Source organism: Roseovarius sp. YIN77 (genome assembly GCF_057219155.1).
The window spans coordinates 531,551-553,661 of the sequence record NZ_JBXVVI010000001.1 but is presented as its reverse complement, the minus strand read 5'-3'; the positions used below and the strand labels follow the sequence as shown (position 1 = coordinate 553,661).

Below are 22,111 nucleotides of genomic sequence, written 5' to 3'. Positions count from 1 at the left end.
CCGATTACAAGGCGCTGGCAAGTTTCACTGCAACGTAATACCCTGAGACAAAGTGTAAGGGGTATCCAAAATGCGTTGGGATCAAGAGGACGCGACAGTTAACAATAGGTTAACCTTCACCGCCACGGGTGCGTTGGCCGGGTTATGTTTGTGGCTACTGATCGAATATCTCGACAACTATATCGACAACATTCGTCTGTATACGTTTGTTTTTGCGTCCACATCTGCGTTCTTTACCGCGTTGCTGGCGATGTTGGGTCCCGTCCGGCTGTTCCCGGCAATTAAATCGGCACTTGCCGTCGCGCTGCCATCTGCCGCCTTGTTGGTCTGGGCAAGCTTTCGTTTTGTCGAGCCCGAAGATTTTTTGCAAACGGGTCATCCGATCGTGGCGTTTGCCCTGCTGGTGGGGATGCCGCTGCCGTTTCTTATCGTGATTGAGCGCAATCAAGGGGATTGGCGCAATTACGAGGCCCTGTTTGATCAGGCCTGGTCGATTGTGGTGCGCTATGCGGCGGCTTGGTTGTTTGTGGCTGTGTTCTGGAGCGTCGTGTATCTGAGCGATGCATTGCTGCAGATCGTCGGTCTGGAGTTGATCGAGGATCTGCTGGAAATCGATCCGGTGCCGTTCATGCTGACCGGCGCGGCGCTGGGCGTGGCGCTGGCTGTTGTCGATGAATTATCGGACTATGTGACGCCGTATTTGTTGGTGCGCCTGTTGCGTCTGTTGTTACCGGTTTTTCTGGTCGTTGTTGGAATTTTCATCATCGCACTGCCATTACGAGGGTTGTCTGACCTGTTTGGTGGGTTTTCGACCGCAGCGATTTTGATGGCGATGGCGATCGGCGCGATAACATTGATTTCTACCGCAGTTGACCGCAACGATCTTGAGGCCGTGCAAAGCCGGGTGATGACATTGGGCACACGGGGCATGATCCTGATGAACCCGGTCATTGCATTTCTGGCGGTCTATGCGATCTGGATCAGGGTTGCACAATATGGCTGGACCCCGGATCGTTTCGCGGCGGCAATCGCGGGTGGGGTCGTTCTGATCTATGCGCTGGCCTATCTGATCTTTTCACTTTCCAAAGACGGCTGGTTGGAGCGTATCCGTCAGGTGAATATCTACCTGGCGCTTGGCGTGTTGGGGCTGGCGTTTGTGTTCATGAGCCCGGTTATGAATATCCAGGCCATGTCGGTAAATTCTCAGGTAGCAAGATTTGAGGCGGGTAAAACCGGCGTTGACGATCTGGACCTTTGGTCAATCCGCTATGATTGGGGCAAACGCGGGGAGGCCGGAATTGCCCGCCTGTCGGCCCTGACAGATCATCCGGATGCGGAACGTTTACAGGAACGGTTGGTGACGTTGGAAACGTCGGACAGCGAATATGCATTTGACATAAGCACCGAACAGACCACCGCACAACCCGCGCGATCTGATCTGAGGGCGGAAGTGCCGGTTTTTGCCATTCCGGGTGGCGGAGCGGCTGCGTTGCCTGCCGGTGTTCTGGATGATGTTCCGTCTGTGCAAATCAATCAGATGCAGGCCGGTTGCGCCCGTTCCACGCCCGCGGGCCATAAGGGATGTGCAATCGTTGCCGTTGATCTGGTGCCGACGGCTGCGGGACGAGAGTATTTGTTGATTTTCCTATTGGGCAATGACCGGGTGCAGATTTATGCGCTGAAACAGACCCAAGCAGGAAATTATCAGATCGATTATTCCCCGCGTAATTTCCGCACCCATGGCGGAGGTTTGATGGATGCGTCAGTGATTGACGCCCTGCACGCTGATCAGGCGGAAGTCAAACCGTCAGGGATCAATGTACTTTCAGTGGGAAATGCCGAAATCTTTATCCAACCGTAACCGTTAAGGTCGTTGTTAACATCTGATGCGTAGCCTCCTCTTTCAGAGGAGACGCAAATGCACGGCCTGATTAATCTTTCACTCCAATGCTTTGTTCGCGACACCTATGGTGATCACGTCTGGCGAGTTGTCGCAGAAAAGGCAGAAATACCCGTATCCGGGTTTGAAGCCATGCTGACATATGATGATAGTCAAACGACGGATGTCATCGAGGCGGCCACAGCAGAACTGAGACAGGCGCGCGGCGATTTTCTGGAAAGTTTAGGTACCTATCTGGTTGCCCATGAAAAATGCCAACGGGTCAGGCGGCTTCTGCGATTTGGTGGACGGACTTTCGAGGAATTTTTACTGTCACTGGACGAGTTGCCCGATCGGGCCCGAATGGCTGTGCCGGATCTGGAATTGCCGGATCTATATCTGCGCCAAAACGCACCCGGCATGTTCGAACTGTGCTGCATTTGGGAACGGGCAATTTTTGGTCATGTTGTTATGGGGGTGTTGCGGGGTATGGCGGATGATTTTGGTGCTCTGGTACTTCTTGACTACGAAGCAGTCGACAAAAACGCAGAGATGATTTCGATTATCATAGCCGAATCCAGTTTTGCTGAGGGCCGTCACTTTGAACTGGCGGGCGCAAACGCATGACTGTTTTGAAAGAATTTTCAATCGACGGTGGCTGGTTGGATCAACTGATGCCGATGAATGTGGTTGCGGGACCAGGTGGGCGAATTGTCCACGCAGGCCCGACGATGAAGAAGTTACTACATGATCGCGACATGGTCGGGCTATGCCTATCTGATATTTTTGATGTTTCATTTCCCCAGATCGATGCGACGTTCGAGGCGCTTTCAAATCATGTGGGTCAACGGATAAAGCTCCGTCTGTGCAGTTGCGCGCAGATATCGTTTAAGGCGCAGACCGTGCCTCTGTGCGGGGGGGGGTATATTTTGTTGAATATGTCGTTTGGCATTGCTTTAACCGACGCGGTGGCTGCGTTTGGCTTGACGATGAGCGATTTTGATCCGACCGATTTGACCGTCGAGATGCTGTATCTGATGGAAGCGAAATCAGCGGTTACCCAAGAGCTGAAACATCTAAACACCCGTTTGCATGGCGCCAAGATCGCGGCAGAGGAGCAGGCCTTTACCGATACATTGACCGGGCTGAAAAATCGACGCGCTTTGGATTATGTTTTGGGGCGACATGTGCGCCGGGGCGATCCATTTGGGTTAATGCACATCGATCTGGATTACTTCAAACAGGTCAACGACACGCTGGGACATGCGGCCGGTGATGCCGTATTGCAGCGCGTGGCAGAGGTGATGATATCGCAAACCCGAGTGGAGGATACGGTTTGCAGATTTGGTGGAGATGAGTTTGTGATTCTGTTGCCGCGTCTGACAGATCAGTCAGTATTGTTGAGCATAGCCCGTCGGATTATTCAGGGATTAGAAGTGCCTATCCCCTTTGAAGGGCAAGAGTGTCGGATATCAGGCAGCGTGGGGATCACCACCACCCAAATGTCTTTAAAACCGGATCCAGATAGTCTTTTGCACGATGCCGACATGGCGCTTTATGCCTCTAAAAGCCAAGGGCGGGCGCAAGCGACACTGTTTGATGCAAAGATGCATGGGATCGAGAACTGAGCGTAGTCCAACGACGTGCCTAATGGTGATCGACGGCATACATCTTAGAAATTAGTGTGAAGAGTTGTTGAGAACATCAAAAACGCATTCGGCCTCTTGCGGGCGCCGGGACGCGGAACTAAGACTCTGGTAGGTATCCCGCAGTAGGTAACAGCGGGACAACACAGGCAGGCGGAACGATATGCACGACCCTATTGATCATTACATGAACAACCTTGTCCCGATGGTGGTGGAACAGACCTCTCGTGGGGAGCGGGCCTATGATATTTTCTCTCGTCTGCTGAAAGAGCGAATTATCTTCATTACAGGGCCCATTCATGACGGCATGTCGAGCCTGATTGTTGCGCAGCTTTTGCATCTGGAGGCGGAAAATCCGTCCAAGGAAATTTCCATGTATATCAACAGCCCGGGTGGTGTCGTGACCTCTGGCCTGTCGATCTATGACACGATGCAATACATCAAGCCCAAGGTTTCAACCCTGGTTGTCGGGCAGGCTGCCTCTATGGGGTCTTTGCTGCTGGCCGCGGGTGAAAAGGGGATGCGCTTTTCCTTGCCCAACAGCCGGGTCATGGTGCACCAGCCATCGGGCGGATATCAGGGGCAAGCCACAGATATCATGATCCATGCGCAGGAAACCCAGAAACTGAAAGATCGCCTGAATCAAATCTATGTCAATCACACCGGGCAGAAGATGAAAGCGGTCGTTGATGCGTTGGAGCGGGACAATTTTATGTCCGCAGAGGACGCCAAAGAATGGGGCCTGATCGACGAAATCGTAACAAATCGGGTAAAATCCGAAGACTGATACCGAACTCACTCCTAATTGATGGGGTGGAATTTGACATTGAGCTTGTAAATGCGGTGTCCTAAGCTGAGAGGGATACGGACGCGGATCGGGAAACCGGTAGCAAGGGTAAAAGGCGAGAGCCGAAAAGGATTGAGATGGCAAACAACTCTGGCAGCGACGGCAAAAACACGCTCTATTGCTCTTTCTGCGGTAAAAGCCAGCATGAGGTGCGCAAGCTGATTGCCGGACCAACGGTGTTCATCTGCGACGAATGTGTTGAACTGTGTATGGACATCATCCGCGAGGAAACCAAATCCGCTGGTTTGAAATCCTCTGACGGGGTGCCGACGCCCAAAGATATCTGCGCCGTTCTGGATGATTATGTCATTGGCCAGATGGTGGCCAAGCGGGTGCTTTCAGTGGCCGTGCACAATCACTATAAGCGCCTGAACCATTCGCAAAAATCTGGCAGCGATATAGAGTTGGCGAAATCCAACATCCTACTGATCGGACCGACAGGTTGCGGTAAAACACTTCTGGCCCAGACACTTGCACGGATTTTGGATGTTCCGTTCACAATGGCCGATGCGACCACGCTGACTGAGGCGGGTTATGTTGGTGAGGATGTTGAGAACATTATCCTCAAGCTATTACAGTCCAGCGAATACAATGTGGAACGTGCCCAACGCGGGATCGTTTACATTGACGAGGTCGACAAAATAACCCGCAAGTCTGACAATCCGTCAATCACCCGCGATGTGTCGGGTGAGGGTGTGCAACAGGCGTTGTTGAAGCTGATGGAAGGCACGGTTGCGGCTGTGCCGCCACAAGGTGGCCGCAAGCACCCACAGCAAGAGTTCCTGCAGGTCGATACCACCGATATTCTGTTTATTTGTGGTGGTGCTTTCGCGGGGCTGGACAAGATCATTGCCGCCCGGGGCAAAGGCTCTGCCATGGGGTTCGGTGCGGATGTCAAAGAAAACGACACCCGTGGTGTCGGGGAAATTTTCACCGATCTGGAACCCGAAGATCTGCTGAAATATGGGCTGATTCCGGAATTTGTCGGTCGTTTGCCTGTGATTGCGACACTCGAAGATCTGGACGAGGACGCACTTGTCACGATCCTGACGCAGCCCAAAAACGCTCTGGTTAAGCAATATCAGCGCCTGTTTGAGTTGGAGGATACCAAGCTGTCCTTTACCGATGATGCGTTGGTGGCTATCGCCAAGCGCGCGATAGAGCGCAAAACCGGTGCGCGCGGGCTTCGCTCGATCCTCGAAGATATCTTGTTGAACACCATGTTTGAACTGCCCGGCATGGACAGTGTCGAAGAGGTCGTGGTCAACGAAGAGGCCGTTAACTCGGACGCGGCGCCGCTGTTGGTCCATGCCGATGCGGACCAAGGCTCTGCTTCTGCAGGTTAATCAGCCGCGAAAAAAATCATAAGAATGCGTAGGTGAATTCCTGTGCATTTTTTATGCGGAGCGCGAATTTCACCTGAATTAAATCTGTGATCGGGCTTCGCTCTGGACCTTCGTGCAATGATGGGGCATACACGGATTCAAAGGCTTCGGAGGGGTTCATGCGCTTCATTCTGTCATTGCTGACCTGGTATCACGGCTCCACGCTGGGGACCAAACTGTTCACAATGCGCAAGGGCATTGAGGTTGGACAGGACAATCTGGGCAATCAGTATTATCAAACCCGTGATGGCAAAAAGCGCTGGGTCGTCTATGCGGATAATGAGGCAGAGGCCAGCCGCGTTTCGCCCGATTGGCATGGGTGGCTGCATTTTACCTGGAATGAGCCGCCAACCACTGCGCCGTTGACGCATAAAGAGTGGGAGCAGCCCCATCAGGAAAACCTGACGGGCTCTGCACTGGCTTATGCGCCTGCCGGATCGATCCGTAAACCGAACCCGGCCCCGCGTAGCGATTACGAAGCCTGGCAGCCAGAGTAAGCTGATGGCAGAAAACACCACAGAGGTTATGGTTGGCGGTGCGGTTCTGGCCGTGGCGTTGGGTTTTCTGGTCTATGTGGGTCAGGCGACCGGTCTTTCAGCCGCATCGGATGGCTATCCGCTGACCGCGAGTTTTCGTTCTGCCGAGGGGGTTTCCATAGGCACTGATGTGCGTCTGGCGGGGGTTAAGATCGGGACTGTCACCGGCCTGGATCTGAACGCTGACACCTACCGCGCTGACACCATCATGAACATACGCGACGATATTGGGATCCCGGATGACAGTCTGGTGCAGATCTCGACCGAGGGATTGCTGGGCGGCACGTATATGGAAATCGTACCGGGCGGGTCATTTGAAAATCTTGAGGCCGGCGGAGAGATTGTCGATACGCAAGGTGCGGTTGGATTGGTGGCATTGCTGTCCAAGTTTGTTTCCGGGAACGCCGAAGGCGAATGATGCGGTCGCTTTCTCTTCTGGCATTTCTCGCATTTCCAGCCCTGGCGCAGGATACCGAACTGGCCACCGCTGCTGATGGGGCTATATTGCGTGGCCTGGATCGGATGAACGGGCAGTTGGTGGATTATGACCTGTCGGTGGGCGAGGGTGCAAATTTGGGCCCTTTGAGCATCCAATTGGAAGAATGCAGGTATCCGACGGGCAATCCGTCGGGCGACGCTTATGCCCGGGTCGAAGTCACCGACAATAACGGCGCCGCGCTTTTCAATGGATGGATGTTGGCCTCTTCGCCAGCATTAAACGCGATGGATCATCCGCGCTACGATCTTTGGGTGCTGCGCTGCACCAATTCGTGACCGGTTGGAAAACCTGAAAGACAGTCAATGTTTTTAGGTTGTTGCAGGGCTTGCTTCAGACGCAGATGATAGTCATCGCGCGGAATTTCGATCGCCCCGAGGCTTGCCAGATGTGGGGTCAGAAACTGGGTGTCGAACAGGGTAAATCCGCAGTAGCGCAGCCGGTCCACCAAATAAGACAGCGCGATTTTTGAGGCATCGGTTCGGCGCGAAAACATGCTTTCCCCGAAAAAAGCCGCACCTAAATGAACCCCATAGACACCGCCGATTAATGTATTCTCTTGCCAAACTTCAAGCGAATGGGCGTGGCCAAGATGATGTAGCTGGACATAGAGGCTGCGGATCGTGTCGTTGATCCATGTTTCAGTCCGATCGGCGCAGGCATCGACGACGGCGGCGAAATCCCGGTTGAGGGTGATTGCAAAATTGCCCTGCTTGATCCTTCGTGCCAGGCTGCGAGACATGTGAAACCCATCCAAAGGGATGACGCCGCGGTGGGTTGGATCGAGCCAGAAAATATCAGGATCATCAGCGGCCTCTGCCATCGGAAATACGCCTGAGGCATAGGCATGCAGAAGTAAATCGGGTGAAAGGGACGGAGGATCATCCATCATGATCGGCACCGCGTTGGGGGTAGGTCAGGGCCATAAAGGCCCCGAACAAGATCATTCGGCCAAATTTGTTTCCAGCCACTTTTCCAACCAGTGGATATCGTAGTTGCCGGTTTGCACATCTTCTTGTTCCAGCAAGGCGTGAAACAAGGGGATGGTGGTATCGATCCCATCGATGATCAATTCACCTAAGGCGCGTTTCAAACGCGCGATTGCCTCTGGTCGATCTCTGCCATGGACAATCAACTTGCCGATCAAGCTGTCGTAATAGGGTGGAATCGAATAGCCATCATAAAGCGCAGAATCCATCCTGACGCCCAGACCGCCTGGTGCGTGATACTGGGTGATTTTACCCGGGCAGGGCGCAAAGTTTGGCAGGCGCTCTGCGTTGATGCGCACCTCGATCGCGGCGCCGTTGATCACCAGATCTTCCTGTTCAAATGACAGGTCCATTCCGGCGGCAACACGGATCTGTTCGCGAACCAGATCAACGCCAAAAATTCCCTCGGTCACCGGGTGTTCGACCTGAAGGCGTGTGTTCATCTCGATGAAATAAAACTCGCCATCTTCATACAGAAATTCGATAGTTCCTGCGCCGATATAGTCGATGTTTGCAACGGCCTCGGCGCAGCGTTTGCCAATTTCATCACGCATTTCTGGCGTTATGGCGGGGCCGGGGGCCTCTTCAAACACTTTCTGGTGGCGACGTTGCAGGGAACAATCCCGCTCCCCCAGATGGACGGCCTTGCCCTTACCATCGCCAAAGACCTGCACCTCGATGTGGCGCGGTTTTCCGAGGTATTTTTCGATGTAAACTTCATCATTGCCAAAGGCGGCCTTGCCTTCGGCGCGGGCGGTGCGAAACGCGGTTTCCAGCTCTGCTGCGGTTGTGGCCAGCTTCATGCCGCGCCCACCACCACCAGCTGTCGCCTTGATGATCACCGGGTATCCCATCTCTTCTGAGACTTTTTGTGCCGTTTCGTAATCTGGCACGCCACCATCAGAGCCCGGAACACAAGGCACGCCCAGTTTTTTCATCGTATCCTTGGCGGTGATCTTGTCGCCCATGATACGAATATGTTCTGCGGTCGGGCCGATGAATGTGATTTCGTGATCTTCCAGCGCCTGAACGAAATTGGCGTTTTCCGACAAGAAACCGTAGCCCGGATGAACGGCCTGAGCGCCGGAAATTTCGCAGGCTGCGATGATGGAGGCCACATTCAGATAGCTGGCGCCACTAGGCGGCGGGCCAATGCAGATCGCCTCATCGGCCATACGAACATGCATGGCGTCAGAGTCAGCTGTCGAATGCACGGCGACCGTCTGAATGCCCATCTCGCGGGCGGCACGGATCACACGCAGGGCGATTTCACCCCGGTTGGCGATGAGAATTTTATCGAACATACGCGCGCCTGCCTTATTCGACGATCATCAGCGGGGCGCCGAATTCGACCGGGTCGCCATCGGTGACCAGGATCCGCTTTACCGTGCCAGACTTTGGTGCCGGGATGTGGTTCATGGTTTTCATGGCCTCGACGATCATCAATGTGTCGCCCTCTGACACCTGGCTGCCGACAGATACAAAGGCCGGAGCCCCCGGTTCAGCGGCCATATAGGCAGTGCCAACCATGGGCGACGTCACGGCGCCAGGATGCTGGGCCGGATCATCATTTGACGCTGGGGCTGCGGCGGGTGCAGCAGCAGGCGCTGCGATGGGTGCAGGGGCCGCAGCAGGTGCTGCGACGACGTTTGTGACTACATTGCCCCCCCGGCTGACGCGGACATTCAGGCTGTCTTTTTCGCCATATTCTCGTTTGACCTGAAGCTCGGTCAGATCATTCTTGCGCAGCAATTCGGCCAGTGCCTCTACGAACGCGACATCAGCATCATGTTTGTTTTTTGTCATGTAATCCTCGAACGGTCTTGCGCCCATCTTTTGCGGGCTTGCCTTTGTTTTGTTGTTTATAGGCCAGTGAACCGGCGGTGGGAAGCGAATGTTTAACGTGAATGTTTTCAGACAGCTTTCGTAGGGGTGAAATTTAAAAAATTTACCATTTGATAAAAAAATAAACCTGTGGCAGGCTATGATGAAAATAAGCCAGCAGGGAGGCGGCCAATGCCAAACAGCCAACTTACCCCGGGAATTGTCCCCGGCCGTTTGCGCGACAGCGACTATCAGGATAATTTCTCTGACCTTCATCCACCCTTGGATCCGCATGAGGCGGCGGTTGCTTCAGATCGCTGCTATTTCTGCCATGATGCGCCGTGCATCACGGCCTGCCCAACAGATATCGATATTCCGATGTTTATTCGCCAGATCCAGACCGGAAGGCCGGATCAGGCAGCGCGCACCATTTTATCCCAGAACATCTTGGGCGGCATGTGCGCACGGGTCTGCCCCACCGAGACATTGTGCGAAGAGGCCTGTGTTCGTGAAGCGGCAGAAGGCATGCCTGTGGAAATCGGTAGATTGCAGCGTTATGCCACAGACGTGATGCAGGATGCAAAGGAGCACCCCTTCGAACGTGCTGCGGAGACTGGAAAACGTGTTGCGGTGGTTGGGGCCGGGCCTGCGGGCCTGTCCTGTGCGCACCGGTTGGCGATGCTGGGTCATTCTGTTGATCTGTATGACGCAAAGGTCAAATCAGGTGGTTTGAATGAATTTGGCATTGCCGCCTATAAGTCCGTTGACGGATTTGCGCAGCAAGAGGTCGACTGGCTGCTGGGTATTGGCGGGATTACCGTGCGCAATGGCCAGTCTTTGGGACAGAACCTGACATTGGACGGGTTGAAGGCAGATTATGACGCCGTGTTCTTAGGCATTGGACTGTCAGGCGTGAATGCCTTGCGTGCCGAGGGTGAGGACAAAGACGGTGTCGGCGATGCAGTTGATTTCATCTCCACCCTTCGTCAGGCAGAAGATCTGTCTGCGTTACCGGTGGGGCGCAATGTGGTTGTGATTGGCGGGGGTATGACGGCCATAGATGCAGCGGTTCAATCGAAGCTGCTTGGCTCTGAAAATGTCACGGTCGCTTATCGACGGGGGCGGGATCAGATGGGCGCGTCCGGGTTTGAACAAGACCTGGCCTCTGCCAATGGTGTGCGAATTGTCGCGAATGCCCGACCTGTGCGTATCATTGGCAACGGGGCAGCTAGGGAAGTCGAATTTGAATATACTCGTGACGGCGACGATGGATTGACCGGCACTGGGGAAACCTTCCGTATCGCCGCAGATCAAGTGTTGAAAGCGATCGGCCAGACATTGGGCGAAACGCCAGAGGGCATGCAGATCGACGGCGGCAAGATCGCGGTTACAGGTGCTGGTCGCACCAACATAGCCGGCGTCTGGGCTGGTGGTGACTGTGCCACCGGTGGTGATGACCTGACTGTAACTGCGGTGGCCGAAGGGCGCGATGCTGCAGAAGACATACATTCCAGCCTGATCGGCTGAGGGAGGACATAATGGCAGATCTTTCTACAAATTTCGTTGGTATCAAATCCCCGAACCCGTTCTGGCTGGCCTCGGCCCCCCCGACAGATAAGGAATACAATGTACGCCGTGCCTTTGAGGCCGGATGGGGCGGCGTCGTGTGGAAAACCCTGGGAGAAGAGGGGCCACCGGTGGTTAATGTCAATGGGCCGCGCTACGGCGCGATCTGGGGCGCTGACCGACGCCTGCTGGGGTTGAACAATATCGAGCTGATCACCGATCGGCCGTTGGAAGTGAACCTGCGCGAGATGAAGGCGGTGAAGCGCGATTACCCGGATCGGGCATTGATCGCCTCGATCATGGTGCCTTGTGAAGAGGCTGCCTGGAAAGCGATCCTGCCACTTGTTGAGGATACCGGCGCGGATGCGATTGAGCTGAACTTCGGCTGCCCGCATGGGATGAGCGAACGCGGTATGGGATCGGCCGTGGGGCAGGTGCCGGAATATATCGAAATGGTCGCCCGGTGGTGCAAGGCCAACACGCGCATGCCGGTGATTGTGAAATTGACCCCAAATATTACCGATATTCGTCATCCAGCGCGCGCAGCGAAGGCAGGTGGGGCTGATGCGGTCAGTCTGATCAATACGATTAATTCCATTACTGCGGTTAATCTGGACACGATGTCGCCGGAGCCTTCAATTGATGGCAAGGGCAGCCATGGTGGGTATTGTGGACCGGCGGTGAAACCCATTGCGCTGAACATGGTTGCAGAAATCGCCCGCGACCCCGAGACCGCCGACCTGCCGATTTCGGGTATTGGTGGGATTACGACCTGGCGGGATGCCGCAGAGTTTCTGTCCTTGGGCGCGGGATCGGTGCAGGTCTGCACGGCGGCCATGACCTATGGGTTCAAGATCGTGGAAGAGATGAAAACCGGTCTGTCAGCGTGGATGGATGATCAAGGCTACAGCTCGATCGACGAGGTGGTGGGGCGGGCCGTGCCGAACCTGAGCGCCTGGCAGTATTTGAACCTGAACTATATCACCAAGGCTGTGATTGATCAGGACGCCTGTATCAAATGCGGCCGATGCTATGCAGCATGTGAGGACACAAGCCACCAGGCGATTGCCATGTCCGAGGACCGGGTCTTTACCGTAAAAGATGAAGAATGCGTGGCGTGCAACCTTTGCATCAATGTCTGCCCGGTTGAGGGCTGCATCACGATGAAAGAGATGCAACCGGGTGAGATTGATCCACGCACTGGGCGCAAGGTCGAGGCAGACTATGCCAACTGGACAACGCATCCCAACAATCCCGGGTCTTGTGCGGCAGAATAATCCTGCGGAGCGGCTGCGCCGCAAGGTTTCTGGCACTACGTGCGGAGAGGGGCGCTGCCCCTCTTGGCCATTGGCCAATTCACCCCGAGGTATTTTTGCGAATGGAAATCTGAGTTGGAGAGGGGGGTTGGACCCCCGACGGTAGAGCCCTGCCGCGTTTTCTGGTAAGATATTCAGATTATTCTTGGGGGGATCGCATGACGTATTTTGATCTTGGCACCTATTCACGTCCGATAACCACATCATCCCATGTGGCGCAAACCTGGTTTGATCGGGGGTTGATCTGGACTTATGGCTATAATCATGAGGAGGCCATCGCCTGCTTTGAAAAGGCGCTTTTGGCCGACCGGGACTGCGCGATGGCGCATTGGGGCATCGCCTATGCCATTGGTCCCAACTACAATAAACCTTGGGACGCCTTTGAAGAGGATGAACGACCAGAGGCATTGGCGCTTGCAAGGTCTGAAGTTGCGCTTGCCGCTTCTTTGTCGGGACGTGTTTCGCCGGTAGAGCGAGCTTTGATAGAGGCGTTAGAGAAACGCTATTCCGGCGATGAGGAGATCGAAGATTTCAGCGCGCATAATGACGCCTTCGCCGATGCGATGCGCGAAGTGTACAAGGCAAATCCGGCTGATCTGGATGTCTGTAGTTTCTTTGCCGAGGCGATGATGAACCGCACCCCATGGGCATTATGGGATCTGCCCACCGGCAAACCGGCGGAGGGGGCGGACACCGAAGAGGCCATTCGGGTTCTTGACCGGACATTTGATGAGGTTGAGGGCGCGTGGGAGCATCCTGGCCTGCTGCACATGTATATCCATCTGATGGAGATGTCCCCGCATCCGGAACGCGCCTTGCGCCAGGGAGACAGGTTAAGCACTTTGGTGCCCGACGCCGGGCATTTGCTGCATATGTCGACCCATATCGATGTTTTGTGTGGCGACTATATGAACGTGGTGTCGCGTAATCACACAGCAATTAAAGCGGATCGAAAATTTGTTGAACATGCCGGGGCGGATAATTTTTATACTGTCTACCGATGCCATAACTACCACTTCAAAATCTATGGTGCGATGTTTTTGGGCCAACCGAAAGCCGCGCTGGATACCGCGGATGAGCTGATCAACTCACTGCCTGATCAGGTCGTGCGGCCAATGGCGGACTGGTTTGAATCCTTTGTTCCGATGAAGCAGCACGCGCTAATCCGGTTTGGCATGTGGCAGGAGATCTTGGATCAGAGTTTGCCTGAAGATCAGGAACTGTTTTGTGTAACCACAGCCATGATGCGCTATGCGCGTACGGTGGCACTTTCGAATTTGCATCGGATTGATGAGGCCGAAGCGGAAAAAGAGGTGTTTTTGGCAGCGTATGCAGCGGTGCCCGAAACTCGCATGCTGTTTAACAATTCCTGCCGCGATATTCTGACGGTGGCAGAGCAGATGATGCTGGGCGAATTGGAGTATCACAAAGGCAACCACGACGCGGCCTTTGCACATCTGAGTAAGTCGATCGAGCTGGATGATAACTTGCCCTATGATGAACCTTGGGGGTGGATGCAGCCGACACGGCACGCGTTGGGCGCTTTATTGTTGGATCAAGAGCGGTTTGAAGAGTCCGAAGCTGTCTACCGCGCCGATTTAGGCTTGGATCACACCCTCAGCCGGGCTTGCCAGCACCCGGGTAATGTTTGGAGCCTGCATGGGTTGCATGAATGTTTGGTTCGCCGGGAAAACTGGGATGAGGCGCTGCATGTCCGTTTGCAACTGGACAAGGCTATTGCGCGGGCAGATGTGCCGATCCGGGCCTCTTGTTATTGTCGGCACAAAGCCGTTGCGGCGTGAAGTTACCGTAGCCAGTCAGTATTGGTTTGGGCCCACTCCCGACGCAGGCGGTGGGCCTCAGCAAGGAAATCCGTCTCCTGCACTGTCATGTCGCTGATCCGGTCCGGGCGGAAGTGCCTGAAATCGTCGCGCAGTTCACACCATGCCGCAACAATCACGGACTCGGTGAAATAGACCATGGCAATGGGTCGTATTGTGCGTTCAGTCAGAATGCCATCCTCATCACCGTAGCGGATGAAAACCTTTTTCGCCTGACGGATTGCATTTCGTATCTCTGACAAATCAAGTGTTGCCTCTTCGGGGACGCCGCCCCAGCTAGACGTATAGAGCCCGTCACGCAATGGCGTGGCCGATGCCAGTTTGGCGGCGGCCCGTCTGGCTGCCCGGATTAAGCCCTTGTCACCTGTTCGCCCCAACAAGCTGAGCCCGACAGTGATGGCTTCGGCCTCGTCGATATCAAAATTAATGGGGGGCAGGTCGAACCCCGGACGCATGATATACCCAATGCCCGCCGCGCCATCGATGGGGACGCGCATCGCCTGCAAAGAGGCAACATCACGATAGATGGTGCGTTTTGTGACCTCCAACGTTTCGGCGATGTCAGCAGCCGTTAACGGGTGCGGGGCGCTGCGCAACAGTTGGATGATTTCGAACATACGGGCGGATCGGGACATGGGATCTCCTTTTCCTCTGCATAGCAGAAGCCTGCTGACAGATACATGTCAGCAGAGAGGGCATATGCAAAGCCGAAATGACGTTCAAAGGATTGATGAATTGAAAACGCAATATGCAATTGGTGTCGTGCTGGTTCTGCTATCCACCTTGGTGTTCAGCATGGCAGGGATTTTTACCAAAGGGGTGCAGACAGATGCCTGGGGGGTTATTTTCTGGCGTGGGCTGAGTGCGACGGCGTTTACTTGCGCCTATCTGGTCTTTTCCGGGCGATTGCGGGGTGAGCTTTCAGCGTTTGGTTGGCCTGCGGTTCTGGCCGCAGCCCTGGGAGCGGTTGCCACGGCGGCCTTTCTGAATGCGTTCAAGTTGACCAGCGTGGCCAACGTGGTGCTGATCTGGGCGGTTTCGCCGTTTGTGGCCGCAATTCTGGCATGGATCGCCATTCGCGAACGTCCGGGCGCGCGAACCATGATCGCTGCCGGCTTATCCGCATGCGGCGTGCTGATTGTGATGGTGGGGTCTTTTGGCAGCGGCGGTTTGATTGGGGATGTCCTAGCGGGGGTGATGGTTGTCCTGATGTCGGCCTCTATGGCGGTCTTTCGGGTCTGGCCAAAAACTCCCTCCTCGCTTTCGGCGGCACTGTCATCTGTGTTTTTGTTGCCCTTTGGCTGGATGCTAACAGACCCTGCGAGTTCAGCGCCCGGTGACCTTGTTGTTTTGCTGTGCTTCGGGCTGTTCTTTGCTTTCGCCTCAGTCACATTATTCGAAGGGGTCAGGCGCATCCCCGCGGCCAAAGCCGCCCTGATCGGAACCATTGAAACGCCGCTCGCACCAATTTGGGCGTTTCTGCTTCTGTCTGAAATCCCTCCTGCCGCCACGATTGCAGGCGGCAGCGTGATTTTTGCGGCGGTGTTATGGTCGCAATTTGAACAGGCGGGTGATTGAGCTGGCCTAAGGGGTCAAGGTCCGTGTCAAAACTGTTGTCACAAAACTTTGGGCCTCGACAAACGGATCATCCTCTTTTCCTGAAAGCAGCGTTTTGACCTGAACCTCGAAGTCCGCGTAGTGCTGGGTGAGCGACCAGATCGAAAATATCAGGTGCCACGGGTTGATCTGCGCAATGCGCCCAGTATCGGACCAGCCTTGTATAACAGCGGCCTTTTCATCCACCAGAGATTTCAGGGGCCCCTCGATCGTGCTGATGATGCGTGGGGCGCCTTGGATAATCTCATTGGCGAACAGGCGGCTTTCGCGTGGCATGTTGCGGCTCATTTCCAGCTTACGTTGCGCATAGCCAAGGATTTCTTCTAGCGGATCGCCATCTGCTTGTAATTCACGCAGGGGGTCAAGCCACAGATCCAGCAATCCCGACAGCAATTCATGGTGGATCGCCTCTTTGCCCGGGAAATAGTAAAGTACATTGGGTTTGGACAGATTGGCGGCTGCAGCGATCTGATCCAAGGTTGAGCCGCGATATCCATGTTGAGAGAATATCTCTAATGCGGCCTCCAGAATTCTGTCGACATTCTTCATCTGGATGCGGGTGCGACGTCGTGCTTCTGTCAATTTCTGTCCCCGTTCGCGCTTTTTTAACAGTTTTGGCAATATCGGCACCGTAGTCCTTGACTGCCCTTCTGTCTTTGATAGCGTGTTCCTGACCAAATGGTCAAACATTGTGGAGAAGTCCGAAAACGGACCCCACCGGGCCTATACCCGATTCTGACAGAGGAGACACCTATGCCCGCCCCCGGAGAGAATCTGAAAATCAATGGCGATCGGCTGTGGGACAGCCTGATGGAAATGGCGCAGATCGGACCGGGTGTGGCAGGCGGCAATAATCGGCAAACGGTCACCGATGAGGATGGCGAGGGTCGCGCGCTGTTTCAGCGATGGTGCGAGGCGGCAGGCTGCACCATGGGGCTGGACCAGATGGGCAATATGTTTGCCTGGCGCGAAGGCACCGATCCTGATGCGCTGCCGGTCTATGTTGGCTCGCACCTTGATACTCAACCCACTGGCGGCAAGTATGACGGCGTTCTGGGCGTGTTGGGCGGGTTAGAGATCATCCGCACGCTGAACGATCTGGACATCAAAACCAAACATCCCATCGTGGTAACCAACTGGACAAATGAGGAAGGCACCCGTTTTGCCCCTGCCATGCTGGCATCAGGTGTCTTCGCAGGTATTCACACTCAAGATTGGGCCTACGGTCGAGAAGATTCCGAAGGCTTGAAGTTCGGCGATGAACTGGCCCGGATTGGTTGGCGCGGTGATGAAGAGGTCGGCGCGCGAAAGATGCACGCGTTCTTTGAGCTGCATATCGAACAAGGCCCGATTCTGGAGGCCGAGGGCAAGGATATCGGCGTTGTTACCCATGGGCAGGGGCTAAGCTGGACGCAGGTGACCATTACCGGCAAGGACGCCCATACCGGATCAACCCCAATGCCGATGCGCAAAAACGCGGGTCTGGGTATGGCGCATGTGTTGGAACTGGTGGATCAGATCGCTAAATCCCACGCGCCTGATGCAGTGGGTGCGGCGGGGCATATCGACGTTTTTCCCAATTCGCGCAATGTGATACCAGGCAAAGTTATCTTTACGGTTGATTTCCGCTCGCCCAATCTGGCTGTCATTCAGGACATGGAGGCGCGGCTGAAAACGGGTGCGCAGGCCATTTGCGATGAAATGGGGTTGGGCGTGGAATTTGAAAAGGTCGGAGGGTTTGACCCTGTGACCTTTGATGATGGCTGTGTGACGGCTGTAAGGAGCGCCGCTGAACGGCTGGGATATAGCCACCGCAATATCATCTCTGGTGCGGGGCATGACGCTTGCTGGATCAACCGCGTGGCCCCGACGGCCATGGTCATGTGCCCCTGCGTGGATGGGCTGAGCCATAACGAGGCCGAAGAGATTTCAAAGGAATGGGCTGCTGCGGGGGCAGATGTGCTGATGCATGCGGTCGTGGAAACGGCGGAGATTGTGGAGTGAAACGCTTGACCGGGCCGGGGGCCAGCCCCCGGACCCCCGGAGTATTTTTGGCAAAATGAAGATTGGAGCTTAAGGGCTCCGAGTTCTGGGAGAAATTCAAATGACCACCAAAGTCATCAAAAACGGCACCGTTTGCACCGCGGATCGTACTTGGAAGGCCGATGTTCTGATTGAGGGTGAGGTTATCAAACAGATTGGTGAGGGTCTGGCCGGCGACGAATATATCGACGCTGAGGGCGCCTATGTGATCCCCGGCGGGATTGATCCGCATACGCATCTGGAAATGCCCTTTATGGGCACCACGGCGGCAGAGACATTTGAGACCGGCACTTGGGCCGCGGCGGCGGGTGGGACGACGATGCTGATCGATTTCTGCCTGCCTGGCGAAGATGGATCGATCAAGAACGCCATCAATGAATGGCACCGCAAATCGGCGCCGCAAATTTGTTCCGATATCGGGTACCATATGGCGGTGACGGGATGGAATGAGAGCGTTTTCAACGAGATGGAAGATGCTGTTAACATGGGCGTCAACAGCTTCAAACACTTCATGGCCTATAAGGGCGCGTTGATGATCGAGGATGATGAAATGTATGCCTCATTCAAACGCTGCGCTGAACTGGGTGCGCTGCCGATGGTCCATGCGGAAAACGGTGATCTGGTGGCTGATAAGCAGCAGGAAATGCTGGCCAAGGGGATCACAGGGCCAGAGGGGCATTGCTATTCCCGCCCGCCTGAATTTGAGGGCGAGGCTGCGAACCGGGCGATCACCATTGCAGATGCGGCGGGCGTGCCTTTGTACATCGTGCATGTATCCTGCGAGCAAGCGCATGAGGCGATCCGGCGGGCGCGGCAAAAGGGGATGCGGGTTTATGGGGAGCCATTGATCCAGTTCCTGACGCTGGATGAGGGGGAGTATTTCAAGGGCGACTGGATGCATTCAGCTCGTCGGGTGATGTCCCCGCCATTCCGCAACAAAGAACACCAGCAATCCCTGTGGGCAGGCCTGCAATCCGGGTCGTTGCAGGTGGTGGCGACGGATCATGCGGCGTTTACATCAGAGCAGAAACTGATGGGTAAAGACAATTTCTGTCTGATCCCGAATGGGTCTAATGGGTTGGAAGAGCGCCTGGCCGTACTGTGGACCGAGGGCGTGGAAACCGGGCGCCTGACACCTAATGAGTTTGTGGCGTCTACTTCAACAAATATTGCCAAGATATTGAATATATATCCAAAAAAAGGTGCGATTGTTGAAGGTGCAGATGCCGATATCGTGGTTTGGGATCCGAAAATTTCAAAAACCATCAGCCAGTCAAACCATCATTCGATCCTTGATTACAACGTGTTTGAAGGGTTCGAAGTGAAGGCGCAGAGCCGTTATACAATCTCGCGCGGCGAGGTCATCTGGGCCTGGGGTCAAAACTCCCAACCGCAACCGGGCCGGGGTCGGTTTGTGCCGCGTCCTGCTTTCCCGTCTGCTCATGCTGCCTTGAGTAAATGGAAAGAGTTAACAGCACCAAAACAGATCAACCGCGATCCAATGAATATTCCGGCGGGGATTTAAGTAGAGGATGAATTCCTTGGGGCAAGACACTGTAATAGAGGCGAAAAACCTTGATCTGACCTTCCAGACCAACGATGGGCCTATCCATGCGTTGAAGGATGTTTCACTGGAGATCAACCGAGGTGATTTTGTCAGCTTTATCGGCCCGTCGGGATGTGGCAAGACGACATTTCTGCGCACCATCGCGGCATTGGAAAACCCCACCGGGGGCAGCCTGTCTGTCAACGGGATGACCCCGGATGAGGCGCGGCGAAATCGGGCTTATGGCTATGTGTTTCAGGCGGCGGGATTGTATCCCTGGCGGACGATTGCAGGCAACATCAAACTGCCGCTGGAGATCATGGGGTTTGACAAATCTGAACAGGAAAAGTGTGTTGAAAATGTTCTGGAGCTTGTTGAATTAAAAGGATTTGGTAAGAAATTCCCATGGCAGCTATCTGGCGGCATGCAGCAGCGGGCATCGATTGCGCGGGCCTTGGCCTTTGATGCCGATATCCTGTTGATGGATGAACCCTTTGGCGCCTTGGACGAGATTGTGCGCGACCATCTAAATGAACAGCTTTTGGCCTTGTGGGCACGGACGGAAAAGACGATTGGGTTCGTGACGCATTCCATCCCCGAGGCGGTTTATTTATCTACGAAAATCGTGGTGATGAGCCCGCGGCCGGGGCGGATTACGGATGTGATTGAAAGCCCGCTGCCAAAGGAGCGGCCATTGGATATTCGCGACAGTGCTGAGTTCATCGAGATTGCCCACCGGGTGCGCGAAGGGCTGCGGGCGGGGCATGGCGATGAGGTGTGAGATGCGCAAAAACGCTATGCTGCAACGCGACTGCATAACGTCGGTATTACGTCGGTGTCCAAAAAATGGGATGAAACATGCGTAATCTGCTGCCCATTCTGACCGTTTTGGCCGCACTTGTGGCGATCTGGTACGCCGGATCGGTTTTGATGAATGCCAAATGGACCTATGCACAGGCAGATCGGGCTGGGGTAGAATTGACCATGTCAGAGGTGATCGCAGATACCCAAGCACAAGAACGCCCACGTCTGCCACCACCGCATCAGGTGTTCGCGGAGCTGTGGGAGACCACAGTGGAAAAGAAGGTGACATCGAAACGCAGCCTGATCTATCACGGCTGGGTGACGCTATCGGCGACGTTCTGGGGCTTTGCCTTGGGGATCACGGTGGGTGTGCTGATGGCGGTTGGGATTGTCTATTCCCGTGTGCTGGAGATGAGCCTGATGCCCTGGGCGATCATCAGCCAGACGGTACCAATCGTGGCTATCGCACCGATGATTATCGTTTTGTCAAACTCTGTGGGCATTGATGGGCGGACAGTGCCCAAGGCGATTATTTCGGCTTACTTATGTTTCTTCCCGGTGTTGGTTGGCATGTCCAAGGGGTTGCGGTCGCCGGATGGTATGCAACTGGACCTGCTGAAAACCTATGGCGCGTCGGGGTCGGACACGTTTTGGAAGCTACGCCTGCCCAGTTCGGTGCCCTATCTGTTTACCTCACTTAAAATCGGCATTGCCGCGGCGCTGGTGGGCACCATTGTGGGTGAGTTGCCGACTGGGGCCATTCAGGGGCTGGGCGCGCGCATTTTGATCGGTGATCAGTTCGGACGGCCCATACAGATCTGGGCGGCCCTGTTTGCCGCTGCCATTCTGGCCGGTGCCCTGGTCAGCCTGATCGGGTTCATGCAGCGCGTGACGCTGAAACGGATGGGGATGGCGCAATGATTACTGTTGCACTGGCCCTGATCATCTGGATCGCCGCCTGGGTATTGAACTGGTGGCTGGCAAATTCCGCCTATCGGGACCGCAGAGCCGTTAGAATTTCCATTCCTGTGATCTTTGGGTTGGCGGTGCTGGCTTTGTGGCAGGGGTTGGCTTTGGGGCTGAACATCTCGCCCATCATATTGCCTGCCCCGTCTGCAATTGCGGCGACTTTTGCCGGTTCCACCGAAACATTGTGGTTGGATTTCAGCCAGACCGTGCTGAAGGGGGCGTTGTCGGGGTTCATCATTGGGGCATTGGCCGCGTTTGGCACGGCGCTGTTGGTGGATCGCAGCATGTTCCTGCAACGCGGCCTGTTGCCCATCGGGAATTTTGTGGCCGCTTTGCCAATCGTCGGGATCGCACCCATACTGGTCAACTGGTTCGGGTTTGACTGGCATTCAAAGGCCGCGGTTGTGGTGGTGATGGTCTTCTTCCCAATCCTGGTCAACACGGTCCAAGGGCTGAAAGAGGCCAGCCGCATGCAGCTGGACCTGATGCAGACCTATGCCGCCAGCTATCCGCAGACGCTGATCAAGCTGCGCCTGCCGGCGGCTATGCCCTTTATCTTTAATGGGCTCAAGGTTGCGACGACGCTGGCACTGATCGGGGCGATTGTGGCGGAATATTTCGGATCGCCCACGCGTGGCATGGGGTTTCGCATCTCGACAGAGGTCGGGCGGCTGGGGCTGGACATGGTCTGGGCGGAAATTGCTGTCGCGGCACTGGCAGGGTCGGCGTTTTACGGTATTGTCGCAATGATAGAAAAGGGGGTGACCTTCTGGCATCCTTCGCAAAGAAGTTAATGGATAATCAACA

At 55.1% G+C, this 22,111-nt stretch carries 22 protein-coding genes; 17 read left to right on the top strand and 5 right to left on the bottom strand.

Annotated features, from left to right (window positions below):
* Window positions 1–70: 70 nt before the first annotated feature.
* The 8 genes from AC2D8P_RS02695 (at window position 71) to AC2D8P_RS02660 (ending at window position 7,067) form a co-directional block, all read left to right on the top strand.
* Window positions 71–1,861 (top strand): DUF4153 domain-containing protein, encoded by a 1,791-nt coding sequence (locus AC2D8P_RS02695; protein WP_484700211.1) that lies wholly within the window; start codon window positions 71–73, stop codon window positions 1,859–1,861.
* Window positions 1,862–1,918: 57 nt separating this feature from the next.
* Window positions 1,919–2,506, top strand: a complete 588-nt coding sequence (locus AC2D8P_RS02690; RefSeq protein ID WP_484700210.1) for a heme NO-binding domain-containing protein — start codon at window positions 1,919–1,921, stop codon at window positions 2,504–2,506.
* Window positions 2,503–3,507, top strand: coding sequence for a diguanylate cyclase domain-containing protein (locus tag AC2D8P_RS02685; RefSeq protein WP_484700208.1), 1,005 nt, complete (start codon window positions 2,503–2,505; stop codon window positions 3,505–3,507). The genes AC2D8P_RS02690 and AC2D8P_RS02685 overlap by 4 nt, the downstream gene beginning before the upstream one ends.
* A 181-nt stretch (window positions 3,508–3,688) precedes the next feature.
* Complete coding sequence (locus AC2D8P_RS02680; RefSeq protein ID WP_484700207.1) at window positions 3,689–4,312, top strand: ATP-dependent Clp protease proteolytic subunit; 624 nt, start codon at window positions 3,689–3,691, stop codon at window positions 4,310–4,312.
* A 137-nt stretch (window positions 4,313–4,449) separates the two neighbouring features.
* Entirely contained in the window at window positions 4,450–5,718 is a 1,269-nt protein-coding gene (gene clpX, locus AC2D8P_RS02675) for an ATP-dependent Clp protease ATP-binding subunit ClpX (RefSeq protein ID WP_484700205.1), read from the top strand.
* Between the two features lie 158 nt (window positions 5,719–5,876).
* Entirely contained in the window at window positions 5,877–6,254 is a 378-nt protein-coding gene (locus tag AC2D8P_RS02670) for an NADH:ubiquinone oxidoreductase subunit NDUFA12 (protein ID WP_484700203.1), read from the top strand.
* Window positions 6,255–6,258: 4 nt separating this feature from the next.
* Entirely contained in the window at window positions 6,259–6,711 is a 453-nt protein-coding gene (gene mlaD / locus AC2D8P_RS02665) for an outer membrane lipid asymmetry maintenance protein MlaD (RefSeq protein WP_484700202.1), read from the top strand.
* On the top strand, window positions 6,711–7,067 hold the full coding sequence (locus AC2D8P_RS02660; protein ID WP_484700200.1) for a DUF2155 domain-containing protein: 357 nt from the start codon (window positions 6,711–6,713) through the stop codon (window positions 7,065–7,067). The genes mlaD and AC2D8P_RS02660 overlap by 1 nt, the downstream gene beginning before the upstream one ends.
* On the opposite strand, the gene aat is transcribed toward AC2D8P_RS02660, so the two are convergent.
* Genes aat through accB form a run of 3 tightly spaced genes read right to left on the bottom strand, consistent with a single transcriptional unit; the run spans window position 7,031 to window position 9,584 of the window.
* Window positions 7,031–7,681: a leucyl/phenylalanyl-tRNA--protein transferase gene (gene aat, locus AC2D8P_RS02655; RefSeq protein ID WP_484700199.1), complete on the bottom strand. Its 651-nt coding sequence runs from the start codon at window positions 7,679–7,681 to the stop codon at window positions 7,031–7,033. The genes AC2D8P_RS02660 and aat overlap by 37 nt on opposite strands.
* A 51-nt stretch (window positions 7,682–7,732) precedes the next feature.
* The gene (gene accC / locus AC2D8P_RS02650) at window positions 7,733–9,082 is read right to left on the bottom strand and encodes an acetyl-CoA carboxylase biotin carboxylase subunit (protein WP_484700197.1); all 1,350 of its coding nucleotides are present in this window, start codon (window positions 9,080–9,082) and stop codon (window positions 7,733–7,735) included.
* A gap of 13 nt (window positions 9,083–9,095) precedes the next feature.
* Window positions 9,096–9,584: an acetyl-CoA carboxylase biotin carboxyl carrier protein gene (gene accB, locus AC2D8P_RS02645; protein ID WP_484700196.1), complete on the bottom strand. Its 489-nt coding sequence runs from the start codon at window positions 9,582–9,584 to the stop codon at window positions 9,096–9,098.
* Window positions 9,585–9,794: 210 nt separating this feature from the next.
* Here accB and AC2D8P_RS02640 point away from each other — a divergent pair, with 210 nt between their 5' ends.
* From AC2D8P_RS02640 to AC2D8P_RS02630, 3 genes are all read left to right on the top strand, one after another.
* Window positions 9,795–11,129 carry an NAD(P)-dependent oxidoreductase gene (locus AC2D8P_RS02640; protein WP_484700195.1) on the top strand — a complete coding sequence of 445 codons (1,335 nt, stop codon included), beginning with the start codon at window positions 9,795–9,797 and terminating at the stop codon, window positions 11,127–11,129.
* Window positions 11,130–11,140: 11 nt separating this feature from the next.
* Window positions 11,141–12,445: an NAD-dependent dihydropyrimidine dehydrogenase subunit PreA gene (preA, locus tag AC2D8P_RS02635; protein ID WP_484700194.1), complete on the top strand. Its 1,305-nt coding sequence runs from the start codon at window positions 11,141–11,143 to the stop codon at window positions 12,443–12,445.
* A gap of 197 nt (window positions 12,446–12,642) precedes the next feature.
* On the top strand, window positions 12,643–14,286 hold the full coding sequence (locus tag AC2D8P_RS02630) for a tetratricopeptide repeat protein (protein WP_484700192.1): 1,644 nt from the start codon (window positions 12,643–12,645) through the stop codon (window positions 14,284–14,286).
* 2 nt (window positions 14,287–14,288) lie between these two features.
* On the opposite strand, the gene AC2D8P_RS02625 is transcribed toward AC2D8P_RS02630, so the two are convergent.
* Window positions 14,289–14,960, bottom strand: a complete 672-nt coding sequence (locus AC2D8P_RS02625) for a helix-turn-helix transcriptional regulator (protein WP_484700191.1) — start codon at window positions 14,958–14,960, stop codon at window positions 14,289–14,291.
* 100 nt (window positions 14,961–15,060) lie between these two features.
* Here AC2D8P_RS02625 and AC2D8P_RS02620 point away from each other — a divergent pair, with 100 nt between their 5' ends.
* Window positions 15,061–15,903, top strand: a complete 843-nt coding sequence (locus AC2D8P_RS02620) for a DMT family transporter (RefSeq protein ID WP_484700189.1) — start codon at window positions 15,061–15,063, stop codon at window positions 15,901–15,903.
* 6 nt (window positions 15,904–15,909) lie between these two features.
* Here AC2D8P_RS02620 and AC2D8P_RS02615 read toward each other — a convergent pair whose 3' ends face one another.
* Entirely contained in the window at window positions 15,910–16,524 is a 615-nt protein-coding gene (locus tag AC2D8P_RS02615) for a TetR family transcriptional regulator C-terminal domain-containing protein (RefSeq protein WP_484700188.1), read from the bottom strand.
* A 171-nt stretch (window positions 16,525–16,695) separates the two neighbouring features.
* On the opposite strand from AC2D8P_RS02615, the gene AC2D8P_RS02610 reads away from it, so the two are divergent.
* The 5 genes from AC2D8P_RS02610 to AC2D8P_RS02590 all read left to right on the top strand — a co-directional run bounded on the left by AC2D8P_RS02610 (window position 16,696) and on the right by AC2D8P_RS02590 (window position 22,098).
* Window positions 16,696–17,946, top strand: a complete 1,251-nt coding sequence (locus AC2D8P_RS02610) for a Zn-dependent hydrolase (RefSeq protein WP_484700186.1) — start codon at window positions 16,696–16,698, stop codon at window positions 17,944–17,946.
* Window positions 17,947–18,046: 100 nt separating this feature from the next.
* On the top strand, window positions 18,047–19,510 hold the full coding sequence (gene hydA, locus AC2D8P_RS02605; protein WP_484700184.1) for a dihydropyrimidinase: 1,464 nt from the start codon (window positions 18,047–18,049) through the stop codon (window positions 19,508–19,510).
* Between the two features lie 16 nt (window positions 19,511–19,526).
* A complete protein-coding gene (locus tag AC2D8P_RS02600; RefSeq protein ID WP_484700183.1) occupies window positions 19,527–20,312 on the top strand; it encodes an ABC transporter ATP-binding protein in 786 nt (261 codons plus the stop codon).
* Window positions 20,313–20,389: 77 nt separating this feature from the next.
* Entirely contained in the window at window positions 20,390–21,256 is an 867-nt protein-coding gene (locus AC2D8P_RS02595; protein WP_484700181.1) for an ABC transporter permease, read from the top strand.
* Window positions 21,253–22,098, top strand: coding sequence for an ABC transporter permease (locus tag AC2D8P_RS02590; RefSeq protein WP_484700180.1), 846 nt, complete (start codon window positions 21,253–21,255; stop codon window positions 22,096–22,098). Before AC2D8P_RS02595 ends, AC2D8P_RS02590 begins: the two co-directional genes overlap by 4 nt.
* Window positions 22,099–22,111: the final 13 nt, after the last annotated feature.

Coding starts and splice junctions, on each gene's coding strand:
- AC2D8P_RS02695 (WP_484700211.1), top strand. CDS start 71: ATGCGTTGGGATCAAGAGGACGCGACAGTTAACAATAGGTTAACCTTC.
- AC2D8P_RS02690 (WP_484700210.1), top strand. CDS start 1,919: ATGCACGGCCTGATTAATCTTTCACTCCAATGCTTTGTTCGCGACACC.
- AC2D8P_RS02685 (WP_484700208.1), top strand. CDS start 2,503: ATGACTGTTTTGAAAGAATTTTCAATCGACGGTGGCTGGTTGGATCAA.
- AC2D8P_RS02680 (WP_484700207.1), top strand. CDS start 3,689: ATGCACGACCCTATTGATCATTACATGAACAACCTTGTCCCGATGGTG.
- clpX (WP_484700205.1), top strand. CDS start 4,450: ATGGCAAACAACTCTGGCAGCGACGGCAAAAACACGCTCTATTGCTCT.
- AC2D8P_RS02670 (WP_484700203.1), top strand. CDS start 5,877: ATGCGCTTCATTCTGTCATTGCTGACCTGGTATCACGGCTCCACGCTG.
- mlaD (WP_484700202.1), top strand. CDS start 6,259: ATGGCAGAAAACACCACAGAGGTTATGGTTGGCGGTGCGGTTCTGGCC.
- AC2D8P_RS02660 (WP_484700200.1), top strand. CDS start 6,711: ATGCGGTCGCTTTCTCTTCTGGCATTTCTCGCATTTCCAGCCCTGGCG.
- aat (WP_484700199.1), bottom strand. CDS start 7,681: ATGATGGATGATCCTCCGTCCCTTTCACCCGATTTACTTCTGCATGCC.
- accC (WP_484700197.1), bottom strand. CDS start 9,082: ATGTTCGATAAAATTCTCATCGCCAACCGGGGTGAAATCGCCCTGCGT.
- accB (WP_484700196.1), bottom strand. CDS start 9,584: ATGACAAAAAACAAACATGATGCTGATGTCGCGTTCGTAGAGGCACTG.
- AC2D8P_RS02640 (WP_484700195.1), top strand. CDS start 9,795: ATGCCAAACAGCCAACTTACCCCGGGAATTGTCCCCGGCCGTTTGCGC.
- preA (WP_484700194.1), top strand. CDS start 11,141: ATGGCAGATCTTTCTACAAATTTCGTTGGTATCAAATCCCCGAACCCG.
- AC2D8P_RS02630 (WP_484700192.1), top strand. CDS start 12,643: ATGACGTATTTTGATCTTGGCACCTATTCACGTCCGATAACCACATCA.
- AC2D8P_RS02625 (WP_484700191.1), bottom strand. CDS start 14,960: ATGTCCCGATCCGCCCGTATGTTCGAAATCATCCAACTGTTGCGCAGC.
- AC2D8P_RS02610 (WP_484700186.1), top strand. CDS start 16,696: ATGCCCGCCCCCGGAGAGAATCTGAAAATCAATGGCGATCGGCTGTGG.
- hydA (WP_484700184.1), top strand. CDS start 18,047: ATGACCACCAAAGTCATCAAAAACGGCACCGTTTGCACCGCGGATCGT.
- AC2D8P_RS02595 (WP_484700181.1), top strand. CDS start 20,390: ATGCGTAATCTGCTGCCCATTCTGACCGTTTTGGCCGCACTTGTGGCG.
- AC2D8P_RS02590 (WP_484700180.1), top strand. CDS start 21,253: ATGATTACTGTTGCACTGGCCCTGATCATCTGGATCGCCGCCTGGGTA.